The 12,945-nt window shown below is 33.1% G+C and carries 7 protein-coding genes; all 7 read left to right on the top strand.

The window, feature by feature from the left end; translation table 11 throughout:
• Nucleotides 1–38 precede the first annotated feature (38 nt).
• On the top strand, nt 39–4,118 hold the full coding sequence (locus tag P8V03_RS14985; RefSeq protein WP_318798779.1) for an AAA domain-containing protein: 4,080 nt from the start codon (nt 39–41) through the stop codon (nt 4,116–4,118).
• A 70-nt stretch (nt 4,119–4,188) separates the two neighbouring features.
• Entirely contained in the window at nt 4,189–6,351 is a 2,163-nt protein-coding gene (locus P8V03_RS14990; RefSeq protein ID WP_318798780.1) for a hypothetical protein, read from the top strand.
• A 47-nt stretch (nt 6,352–6,398) separates the two neighbouring features.
• Complete coding sequence (gene prdR / locus P8V03_RS14995; protein ID WP_318798781.1) at nt 6,399–8,150, top strand: sigma-54 dependent transcriptional regulator PrdR; 1,752 nt, start codon at nt 6,399–6,401, stop codon at nt 8,148–8,150.
• A gap of 297 nt (nt 8,151–8,447) precedes the next feature.
• Nucleotides 8,448–9,752 (top strand): proline reductase-associated electron transfer protein PrdC, encoded by a 1,305-nt coding sequence (prdC, locus tag P8V03_RS15000; protein WP_318798782.1) that lies wholly within the window; start codon nt 8,448–8,450, stop codon nt 9,750–9,752.
• Nucleotides 9,753–9,765: 13 nt separating this feature from the next.
• On the top strand, nt 9,766–11,886 hold the full coding sequence (prdA, locus tag P8V03_RS15005) for a D-proline reductase (dithiol) proprotein PrdA (protein WP_318798783.1): 2,121 nt from the start codon (nt 9,766–9,768) through the stop codon (nt 11,884–11,886).
• Nucleotides 11,887–11,901: 15 nt separating this feature from the next.
• Nucleotides 11,902–12,162, top strand: coding sequence for a CBO2463/CBO2479 domain-containing protein (locus tag P8V03_RS15010; protein ID WP_318798784.1), 261 nt, complete (start codon nt 11,902–11,904; stop codon nt 12,160–12,162).
• Nucleotides 12,162–12,887 (top strand): D-proline reductase (dithiol) protein PrdB, encoded by a 726-nt coding sequence (prdB, locus tag P8V03_RS15015; RefSeq protein ID WP_261670439.1) that lies wholly within the window; start codon nt 12,162–12,164, stop codon nt 12,885–12,887. Before P8V03_RS15010 ends, prdB begins: the two co-directional genes overlap by 1 nt.
• Nucleotides 12,888–12,945 lie beyond the last annotated feature (58 nt).

Below are 12,945 nucleotides of genomic sequence, written 5' to 3' on the forward strand. Positions count from 1 at the left end.
GTAAATATACTTACAGATTAAATTGTGGAGGGTATAAAATGGAGTATAGAGAGTGTGTTAAAGATATTTTCTTATATTTGCTTAATGTAAAGAAACTAGGTGAAAAAGTAGTAAAGAATATTTGGGGATATGATAAGTTTTACTTGGAAAGTCAGCTTAAGAAAACAGAGGGATGTGTTATAAATAAAAACCCAAATAAAAAGTGGTGGGTTAAAGTAGGTAAAAAGTCCAATGAGTTATATACAAGATTACTTAGTTTATATAGAGAAATAGATGAGGGAAATGAGGACATAGAAATAGTTTGGGGACATGGACTTATGGCATGGAAGGTTGCTGATGAAGGTATACTCCATCCTATCTTAACTACTAAGCTGAAGCTGAATTTTAATTCTGAAAAAGAAGTTTTTACGTTAAATCCACAACATAAAACATTAATGGAGACAGATATCTTTAGTGGGATTGATGTTCCCAATTTAAAAAGTATATTCGAAATGGAAGGTAGAATTAGAGAAATTGACCTAGACCCTAGAGAAACAGAAAGTATTATTAATATTTTTTCTGAACTAACAGCATATCTAAGTGTTGATGGAAAGGTAATAAAACAGGATGCCTTCAATTCAAACCTGGAGATACCAAATCATCCAGTTATATATGATTGTTCAGTGTTTATAATAAAAAGGAACAATGCAAAACTGTGGAATAAGGAGATTACTAACATTGTAAGAGAGTTAGATAGAGGTTACCCAATACCAAAAACAATAAAGGCATTAGTGAAAGATGTAAAATTAAGTGAGGATGAGCAAGATGTTAAAAAGTGGAACAAGCTAAATGAAAGGTTGTTTTTTCCTTTACCATCAAATGATGAGCAGAAAGAAATTGTTAAAAGGATAAGTAAAAACTATGGTGTAGTGGTACAGGGGACACCAGGAACAGGAAAAACTCATACTTTAGCTAATTTGATATGTCATTTGATGGCAAATGGCAAAAGAGTACTTGTAACTAGTGAAACGGATAGAGCTTTGAGAGTCTTACTTGAAAAAATACCGGAGCAGGTAAGGCCCTTTTGTTTAAGTATTTTAGGAAAGGATACTAATTCTCTAAGGGAATTGGAAGAATCTATAAAGAGAACAGCGGCTAATTTGACTTTAGATAAGAATAAAGTATATAAGAAACTAGAAGAACTTGAAATGCAACTTAAAAATTGTAAGGAAACTGAAAGGTTTTTGTACAACAAGCTTGACGAAATTGAAAAAGTTGAAAATAGAGGTTTTAGTTTTCAAGGACAAAACTATAAGGTTATAGACGCTGTTAAATGGGTCACAAAGCATGGTAATGAATATTCTTGGATAGAAGATAATGTAGAAAAGGAACAACAGATACCTCTAAATGAAAGTGAATTTAACAAGTTGCTATCTTTGTTAAAGGAGATAAGAAAAGAAGACATGGAGTTATATGATAGCATAGCAGTTACAGTAGACAAGCTATCAATTAGTGATAAATTATGTAAAGTAGTAACTGAATTTAAGAGATTAAGCAATAAATATAAAGAGTACACAAGTAATATAGAGGGATGGAGGGTACCTGATAACAATAGATGTAATTACGATGGTATTTTAAATCTATTGAAGCAATGCAGATCAAAAATAGAAGAATTGGAAAATGACATGTTTGAGGGCATATTAAGTAACTATAGCAATAATAAAATAGCTTATGAATCTTTTAATGATATAGCTCGCAAATGCAATGATTATATGTCACTTTTAAGTAATATAAGAAATAGATTAGGAAACCATATTGTTCAAATCCCAGGAAATGTTGATATTTATAGATTTAATAATGACCTTAATACATTATATAATAACTTGACTTTAAGAGGCAGGGTAGGAAGGTTTTTTAGACTATCTCATCCAGAATGCAACTATATTATTAGAGAGTGTAGAATTGATGGAAATAATATAGAAACTATAGAACAGGTATCGATTCTTAAGCTTTACGCTCAAAAAAAAATAATTTGGAGAGAATTAAAAGCACTATGGAATAATACCGTAAAACAATATGGTGGAAAAATAATTACAGAAGTAGAAAGTAATTTAGACTTACTAATAATTGAAGAGTATATAAAAAAGCTAAATATAATGGTTAATTGGAATAAGAACTATAAGAGTAAGGTTATATCAATGCTAGGTAGAATTTCTGCCCCTAATAATATTAATTGGTATAAGAAGGACAGCTATGATTACCTAATAAGTTGTATTGAAGCTATAAGAAATTTGGATGAATATGATAGATTAAAAGCCTATATTCAAATAACAAAAAAGTGGCTTTGTAACAATGAAAAATTACGGGAATTATATACAGCTGTTGACGAGTTAGATACCATTAAAATAAAACATGCTTTAAATAAGATAGAAAGAGTTAAGGCACTAAAAAATAAGTTTTTAGAATTAAATATTCTTATAGAAAAGCTACAGAAGAAATGTCCGTTAACTGCTGAAAAAATAATTAACAATTGGCAATACAGCAGCATTCTTTATAAAGATTGGGTAAATGCATGGAGGTGGGCTAAGTGGAATAGTTTATTGAAAGGAATTAATGATATAGACATTGAGAATATAGAAAACTCTATAGATCAGGAAAAGGATAAAGAAAGAAAAATTATTGAGGAAATTGTAGCAAAAAGAACCCTATATAATCAGATATTAAAAACTACAGAAAGAGAAAAGAAAAGTCTTTTTGCATGGATGCAAGCAATGAAAAAGCTTGGTAGAGGAACAGGAAAGTCAGCACTAGAGTATAGAAAAATAGCTCAAAAGGAGATGGAGGAGTGTAAAGACACTATACCTGTATGGATTATGCCTCTAAATGCTGTAATTGAAAACATAAGTTTATCATGTAATCTATTTGATGTGATAATTATCGATGAGAGTAGTCAAAGTAACATATTTTCTATTTGTGCATTAGCTAGAGCTGAAAAAGCTGTTATAGTTGGTGATGATAAACAGTTAAGTCCTGAACCAATTGGAATTAATTACGAACAAGTTGAAGCTCTAATTAGTAGGTATCTAAAAAAGATACCTAACAATGAGTTGTTTGACCTTCATACCAGCCTATATAATACAGCTCTAAGGGTATTTCCTAATAGATTAATTTTAAAGGAGCATTTTAGATGTTTACCTGAGATAATTAATTTTAGTAATGAAACATGCTATTCTAAGTCGATAAATTCACTAAGGCATGCAGGATACCGGGAAGGTTTGAAGCCACCAGTCATGGCTATAAAAGTTGATGGAGGATATAGAGATAAGTATAAACCAATAAATGTTTTAGAAGCAGAGTGTTTAGTTAACAAAATGGTAGAGTGTTGTAAAGATAAAAGGTATTCAGGAATGACTTTTGGCGTTATATCTCTTTTAGGGGAGAGTCAAAGCTGCTTAATAGAAGAGATGATAAGAGAAAAATTAGGACAGGATGAAATAGCTAAAAGAAAAATTAGTTGCGGGGATGCCTATTCTTTTCAGGGTGATGAAAGAGATGTAATGTTTTTATCTATGGTAGTTTCAAATAATGTAAAGTTTACGTCTCTTACTAAGGATTCAGATATAAGGAGGTTTAATGTTGCAACAACTAGAGCAAAAAATCAAATGTGGCTATTTCATTCTATAGATTTGAAGGATTTAAAGGTAGACTGCGTAAGATATTCTTTACTGAACTATTGTTTGAATCATAAAAGTCAACCTATTAAAGGCAATAATCTTGGACTCTATTTTAAGTCCAATCTTCAAAAAGATGTTTATGAAATGCTGATTAAAAGAGGATATTCAGTGATACCTAAGGTTAATTTAGGAACATATAAAGTAGATTTTATAATAAGAAGCGAAAGAAATGAGGCAGCGATTATATGTGAGGGAGAGGGGAGTTATAGTAGTAGTAGGAAAGAGAGTATAGAAGAAAAATTAGAGCTTAAAAGAATGGGGTGGGATATTTTTAGAATCAGGGGATGTGAGTTTTATTACAATCCAGAGGAAACAATGGAGATGTTATCAAGGAAGTTAAGGAGTATAGGAATAGAACAGGATGAGGTTAAAAATGATGTTCGCAACAATTTGAAAATTGTGTAAAAATATTTAAGGGAGAATATTTTCTGTATATAATTATAATTAGATGTTATTTTGATACAAGGGTGATTATATGGTTAAGATGATTTATAAGAATATTCCCGTAAAGTTCATATCCGGTATTTCTAAAAAAGAGGCAAATAGCAAGAAGCCTATATACCAGGTTCATAAGTGGTTTGGAAGGAAAACAGATGCTATATTCAGAAGTATACTTTTATCATTGCAGTTAGACGAGGATAATATAGATACGTTTAGTAATAATTATTACAAGGATAACCATGATGTTTTAAAGGGAAAGATAATATTAGATCCATTTATGGGAGGGGGAGTAACTCTTGTAAATACCTTAAGATTTGGAGGAAAGGTTGTAGGAATAGATATTAATCCTGTAGCTTGGTTTATAACTAAAAATGAGCTTCAGCTCCCAAATAGAAATAAGAGAGAAGAGTATTATTCTATAGAAGAGTTAACAAGAAGATTAGAGGAGGAATTTCATAAACTTGAAGAAAGCATTGGAAGAGAGATAAAAGAAATCTATACTACAACAATATGTGATTCAGATAAGAAAATTAGAAAAGAAGTAGATATAATGTATATACTTTGGGTAAAGAGAGTTAAATGCCCCAGTTGCGGAAAATATGTAAGACTATTTCCAACACACTCCATAACCAAGGTTCATAGAAAAAGTTTTGAAAATTATAACGTATGTCCTCGGTGTGGAGAAATTGTTAGAGGCAATGAATTAGAGTTACATTGCAGTAACTGCGGGCTTAATTTTGAAAAAGACAGAGGTAACTATAAAGGTAGAAACTTTATATGTTCAGGTTGTGGTGAAAAATTTAATTTAATAAGAGATATAATGAGGAAAAGAAAAACTCCCCTTTCTTCCAGCATGTATGCTATACAGTATTATGATCCTGATACTGGCAAAAAGGGGTTTAAAGTTCCTGATAAAGAGGATTTGAATAAATATAATGCTATAAGAAAGAAAGCTAAAAATATAACAATTGATATTTCGAGGTTTATTCCCCATAGTAAAATACCTAATGGGTACAATACCAAACAGATACAAAATCATAATTATAGGTATTGGAAACAAATGTTTAACGATAGACAATTATATTATTTGTCAAGGTTACTAGAAGAGATAGATAAAATACCAGACCTAATAATAAAGGAACTATTCCTTTGTGTTTTTTCTAATACAATTAACGCTAATAACATGTTTTGTATTTATAACTCTCAATGTATGAAAATTGAACCCTTATTTGGAGATCATCATATGGCACCTGTGATGAATCCTGTGGAAAACAATATATGGGGAACAAGGTTTGGCAGAGGAAGTTTCACAAAATCTTTTAAAGGGATTTTGCAAAGTAAAAAATTCAATTACTTTCCCTACGAAAGACTAATTGTAGACGGGAAAAACAGTAATAAGGTTATAAAGAATGAAGAGTTCCACTCAGAGTTTGCAAGTGACTTTAATGAATTAACTAGCAAAAATAAAAACACTATATTGAGGTATGGCTCTGCTGAAAACCTATCATTTTTGCCGCCAAGATCGATAGATGCAGTGATTACAGACCCACCATACTATTCAGCAATCAATTATGGAGAACTAAGTGAATTTTTCTATTCCTGGTCTAAATTAATTTTAGAGAATAAATACGACTTTTTTCAATCGGAACATATAATAAGCGATGACGAGGTCACTGTTAGTGAAGCAAAAGGAATAACTAAAGATGAGTTCATTTTCAAGTTAACTAGATGTTTTACTGAAATAAAAAGAGTTCTAAAGGAGGATGCACCGTTAATACTTACATATAACAACAGTTGTTCAGAAGGGTGGCAGGCTTTAGCCCAGCCTATGTTTAACTCAGGTTTTATAGTAGAAAAGACATATCCTGTACATACAGAATTAAGAGCAGGACTTATAGATAACAGAAGAGAGAAAATGAATTATGACCTTATTATAGTGGCTAGGGTAAAAGAAAATAATAATAACTGTTCAATACAGATTAATGAATTTTTAGAAAAAGTGGAAATTGAGTTTCAAAAAACCTACCTAGAGTTAGAAGATGAAAATTTATCTGTTATAGATATGAATTTGATTAGAGTTGGAAAGGTTTTCGAAATCTACTCTCAGTGTTATACTAATATATATAAAGGAGACACTAGAATAAGCTTCCAGGATATATTAGAATGTATATATAAAAAGATTCCAATTGTAATATAGCAGATATAACACTATAATTAAATTAAAAGACTAAGGTAGGTGAAAAAATGAGTATATCCGATCTTATTGTTTATAAAGTCAGAGATATTATGACTAAAAATTTTATAGAGGTGCCTGTAAGCGAAAGTATAAAAGATGCATTAGATAAAATGATAGAGTTGTATAGGGATGAAGTTTTAATTACAAATGCAAGAGGAAACTTAATTGGCATTTTCACTATGAAAGATATAGCAAAACTAAAAAATGAGGGTATATGCTTCAGCTCACCTGTCGTGGAGTTTTCAAATAAAAATGTAGTTACTATAGATTGCAATACATGTGCAAGAGATGCAAGAGATATAATGATAGATAATAATATAGGAAGACTTCCGGTAGTGGAAAACGGAAGAGTTATAGGAATTTTAACTAGTGAAAACTTACGGGACACCTTTTACTTAAAAATGGATGAACTTTTCAATCTTCAAACTAATGTTTTTGATAACCTTCATGAGGCTGTTTGTATATGTGACGAAAATGGACTGGTAAAGTATTGGAATAGAAGTGCTGAAAAACTCTATAATGTTACAGCAAATAACATTATAGATAAATTCATAGGTGACTTTTTCCCCAATGCTTTAAGTTTAGAAGGATTAAAATTAGGAAAGAGAATTGAGAATGTAATTCATGAACCAGTAAAAGGGAAGCTAGTAGCGTTAAGTGTAGTACCACTTTATAATTCAAGAAATAATTTAATTGCTGTAGTATCAACTGATAGAGATGTTACAGAGGCAGTAAACTTGACTAAACAGCTTGAGGATGAGAGAAAAAAGGTGGAATTTTTAGAGCATGCTTATAAAAATGAAATAGCATCTAAATATAACTTTTCATCAATTATCGGCAAGAATAAGAAAATAATCGATGCTATCGCTATAGCACAGAAGGTAGCGCCAACCTCTACCAGTGTGCTTATAACTGGAAAAAGCGGAACAGGTAAGGAAGTTTTTGCAAAGGCCATACATGAGGCTAGCGGGAGAACAGGTAACTTTGTAGCAATAAACTGTAGTGCAATACCGGACAGCCTATTTGAAAGTGAACTCTTCGGATATGTGGAAGGTGCTTTTACAGGGGCTATAAAAAAAGGAAAGATAGGAAAATTTGAGTTCGCAAATGGTGGAACTTTATTTTTAGATGAGATAGGGGACATGCCTTTAGAAATGCAGGTTAAAATTTTAAGAGTGCTCCAAGACGGAGTTATCTATAGGCTTGGAAGTGAAAAGGCTATAAGCACGGACACTAGAATAGTTGCAGCTACTAATAAGGATTTAAAAAGGCTAATAGCTGAGGATAAGTTCAGAGAAGACCTTTTTTATAGACTGGCAGTGGTTCAAATACAGCTTCCATCACTTAAGGACAGGAAAGAGGATGTTAAGGATTTGGCCAATCTATTTCTTGATCAAGTTTCTAAGCAAGAAGGCATAAAGATTAATTATGCAGATGATAGAATATATAGAATACTGGCTGGTTACAAGTGGGAAGGTAATATAAGAGAGTTAAAAAATGTTATTCAAAGGATGGTAGTGTTATCAAACGATGGAAGAATAACAGTTGATTCTATTCCAGAATATATATTGGAAAACTCTAATGTTGAAGAGGAAGTAAAAACCAACGAGTATGATTTGGAAAAGATTATTGAAGATATTGAGAAGAAAACTATTAGAGAAGTTATGAGTATGGTTAACGGAAATAAGCAACAGGCAGCTAAAGTTCTCAATGTAAAAAGAAGCACATTATATTATAAGTTAAATAAGTATGAAATTTAATTACAATATTCTGACAACTGTGTCAATTCATTGACAGAGTTGTTTTTTTATTGCAGAGTTAGGAAATCATTGGGTTTGGGCGGATTTGTAAAGTATATGTAGGTTTACAAGGTGTCAAATTTTTCGAATATATTTAATTTAAATAATGTATTTAAAAATACAGGTGCCACTATTACAATGGCTTATACATTGAAAAATGGCTATTTATATTTGTTATAAATTAATTTACTTATATTACATTTACTGGCATGGTATATGCTACCAAAATATATGTAAGTAAAAAATAGGAGGGATGATATGGGAAGTTTATATAGTTTTCCTCTTAAGATGCACGTAGGAGCCCCTGATATTCCAATTGTTAAAGAGGGACAAGAAGTTAAAAGAGGGGAGTGTATTGCCGAACCAAAAGGTCTTGGGGCTAAAATTCACAGTAGCGTATCAGGAATAGTGTTTAGGGTTTCAGACAATGAAATCGTTGTAAAAGCTCAGGATGTTCAGTCAGAGGAATATGTAAAGATTAAGCAGTGTGAAAACATAGTAGACATCGTATATGAAGCAGGGATAGTTGGTGCTGGAGGAGCAGGATTTCCAACTCATATTAAACTAAAAACTCAAATTCCAGATGGATACATAGTAGCTAACTGTGTTGAGTGTGAGCCTGTGCTTCATCATAACATTAAAATGATTGAAGAAAGGCCAGAACTAGTGGTAAAAGGAATAAGATATTCGATGAAAGCCACAGGAGCAAAACAGGCTTATATAGCTATAAAGTCTAAACATAAAGAAGCTATCGAGGCTTTAAGAACATATTTGGGAAACTCAACAGACATAGAAATTAAGAAATTTAGGGATATGTATCCAATGGGAGAGGAGAGAGCTGCTATACATGAATTGCTTAATGTATGGCTTGAACCAACTCAACTTCCAGTAGAAGCAAAATGTGTTGTGCTAAATGCAGAAACCCTTGCAAACATAACCAGGGCAGTAGACGATAGGAAGCCTGTGATAGATAAGGATATAACAGTTGTTGGTAAATTAAAGTCTGGAAAAGAGCCAAATGTATTTTTCCAGATTCCTGTAGGGACAAGCATAGAAAGTTTAATTGATAAATGTGGAGGAATAAAAGGTGAATATGGTGAGCTTATAGTAGGTGGCCCATACACCGGAAAAGCCGAAGCTATAGAAAAGGCCGCTGTTACAAAAATGTCCGGTGGGGCAATTGTAACAATAACACTGCCAGAATTTAAGGGCAAGTTAGGACTTCTTGTTTGTGCCTGTGGAGCAAATGAAGATAGGCTAAGAGATATTGCAAAAAAAATGAAATCAGAAGTGGTTTCAGTAGCTAATTGCAAGAATGTAGTAGAAATAAAAGGAGCAAATAAGTGTAAGACTCCCGGTGACTGACCAGGCCAAACTGCTGCAGTTTTGCAGTTGAAAAAAGAAGGAGCAGAAAGAATATTAATTTCAAATTGCAGTGATTGTTCAAATACAGTCATGCAATCTGCACCAAAGGCTGGTCTGCCAGTATATCATCATACAGACCATGTATTTAGAACAGTTGATTATCCTTTAACTAGAAGGTTATCAATAGAAGAAAACTAAGGGGGGGATTAGTATGTCTATGAGCGCTGAACATGCAGCAGAACTAAAAAATGAAATGGCTGTTGTATGCTGTAGAACAGAAGCTGGGACAGTAATTTCAGCAGATAATTTAGAGGATCCGGCAATATTTCCGGATATGGTAGATTCAGGTCTTTTAAACATACCTGATAACTGCTTGAAGATAGGTGAGGTTTTAGGTGCAAAGCTAACTAAAACTATAGACTCACTTACACCTTTAACTCCAGATGTTATGGAAGGAGTTAATGTAGTAGCTTCCGAAGAAAAAGTAGAAGAAGTTGAGGAAGTTGAACTAACTGAAGGAAGTGAAAAAGCAGTTTTAAAATATAATAAAAAAGCAGGAGAAACTATAAGTGCTGAGGACCTAGAAAATCCAATGAACTTTGAAAAACTTGAGGACTCTTTACTAATAGCCTTAAATGATAGAGTTCTATCAAGAGAGCAAGTTATTGGTGCAATACTAAAGGTTGATGCACCAGCATTGACTCCTGTGACACCTGATATATTAGAAGGATATGAGGAGGTAGTAAACATGGTAGAAACACCAAAAGCAACAACAAGTGTATCTGGCAGCATTCTAAAGATAAAGATTGCTGAAGGAAAAGGTATCGATATCGAAGTTCCATTAAATATTGGAGGAACAGCTTACTCAGCACCTGTTGTACCACAAGTGCCAATGGCGGTAAAAGCTGAAAAAATAGTAAAGAATGAAACTACAGAAGCTCCAGTGGCTAAAGAAGCTAGATTAGAAGAAAAAGTCATCAGAAGTCTTACAAGAAAGTATTACAAAATAGATAAAGTAGAATTTGGACCAGAAACAAAGATAGAAGGAACAACTCTTTATATAAGAGAAAATATCTGTGAAGATGCTGTAAAAGCTAGTGAGCTTGTGAAAGGAATTAAAATAGATATAATAACACCAGAGAATTACCACACATATAGCGAAACAATAATGGATGTTCAACCAATAGCAACAAAGGAAGCAGATTCAAAACTTGGTTCAGGAGTAACAAGGGTCATTGACGGAGCTATAATGGTTCTTACTGGTACAGATGAGGATGGAGTCCAAATAGGAGAATTTGGTTCATCAGAAGGATATCTAGATGAGAATATTATGTGGGGAAGACCAAGCTGTCCAGATAAAGGTGAGATATTAATAAAAACTCAAGTAACAATTAAAGCTAAAACTAATATGGAGAGACCAGGTCCTCTTGCCGCTCATAAAGCTTCAGATATGATAACTCAAGAGATAAGAGAAGCTTTAAAGAAACTTGAGAATGATGAATTGATAATAAAGACAGATGAATTTAAGCAAGTTAGAAGACCAGGCAGAAAGAAAGTTATAATTGTTAAAGAAATAATGGGACAAGGTGCTATGCACGACAACTTAATTCTTCCTGTTGAGCCAGTTGGAGTATTAGGTGGAAAACCAAATGTTGACTTAGGAAACGTTCCTGTAATGCTATCACCACTAGAAGTATTAGATGGAGGTATCCACGCATTAACTTGTATAGGACCTGCATCAAAAGAATGTTCAAGACATTACTGGAGAGAACCATTAGTTCTTGAGGCTATGAATGATCCTGAATTAGATTTATGTGGTGTACTATTTGTAGGAAGCCCACAAATTAATAGTGAAAAGTTCTATGTATCAGAAAGAATGGGTATGGTTGTTGAAGCGTTAGATGTAGATGGAGCTTTCGTAACTACTGAAGGTTTTGGAAATAACCATATAGATTTTGCAAGCCACGTTGAACAGATTGGTATGAGAGGAATACCTTGTGTAGCATTCTCTTTCTGTGCAGTGCAAGGCGCTTTAGTTGTTGGTAACAAATATATGAAGTATATGGTTGATAACAACAAGTCAGAAGCAGGTATAGAAAATGAGGTTCTTGGATGTAACACATTATGTCCAGAGGATGCAGTAAGAGGAACTGCAATGCTTAAGGCTGCTATAGCAGGAGAGGATGTTAAGGCTGCTGAAAGACAATATAACAGAAATGTTTTAGATAGCAATTTGGAGTTAATTGAAAAAGCTACTGGAAGAACAATAGATAGAGTTCCAAACGAAACTTCTCTACCAATGAGCGAAAAGAGAAAAGAGAAATACTCCTAAAAGAGGGTAATATAAATGGAATTAAAGTATGGTGATAAAATAATCGAAATGCAGGGAGTTATTGTTGAGGTACACGATGGTTGTGCTGCAATTGACCTAAAAGGCAGATTAGGTTATCTTAAGATACCGCTAAGAATGCTTATAACTGACTATCCTTTAAAAGTAGGACAGGAAGTAGCATTTAGGATGAGCTTCATTGAAGTTTTGTCCAAAGAAGTTAATGAAAAGTATGTGAGTAATTTAGAGAAAAGGAATAGAAAGGAAGGTAATTTATAATGGATTTAACTGTTGTTAAGGGTTTTCAATCAGAAATATATGTTCCTATAACACCACCACCAGTATGGACTCCAGTTACAAAAGAGTTAAAAGATATGAAGGTAGCAATAGCTACAGCTGCAGGAGTACACTTAAAGTCAGATAAGAGATTTAACTTAGCAGGAGATTTCACTTATAGAACAGTACCAGGAGATACTCCATCAGGAGAACTTATGGTATCACATGGTGGATATGATAACGGAGACGTTAACAAAGATATTAACTGCATGTTCCCAATAGATAGATTAAGGGAAATTGCAGCAGAAGGCTTTATAAAAGAAGTTGCAGAAACTCATATAGGATTTATGGGCGGCGGTGGAAACCAACAAAAATTTAGAGAAGAAACTGGTCCAGCTATCGCTAAGATTTTGAAAGACGAAGGGGTAGATGCAGTATTAATGACTGCTGGATGAGGAACCTGCCACCGCTCTGCAGTATTGGTGCAGAGAGCAATTGAAGAAGCAGGTATACCTACTATAGTTATAGCAGCGTTACCTCCAGTAGTTAAACAAACAGGTACTCCAAGAGCAGTTGCTCCAAGAGTTCCAATGGGTGCTAATGCAGGTGCACCACATGACATTGTAATGCAAACTGCAATAGTAAAAGATGCCTTAGAGCAGCTCACAAAGATAACTACTGCAGGAACTATAGTTCCATTACCATATGAATATATAGCAAAGGTTTAGTTAGTAAACTTAGGCTAACTGATAGATTAAAACTTACGTCAGTTGAGGTTTACCTTAG

This window comes from Clostridium tanneri (genome assembly GCF_033659955.1).
Lineage (GTDB): Bacteria > Bacillota > Clostridia > Clostridiales > Clostridiaceae > Clostridium_AM > Clostridium_AM tanneri.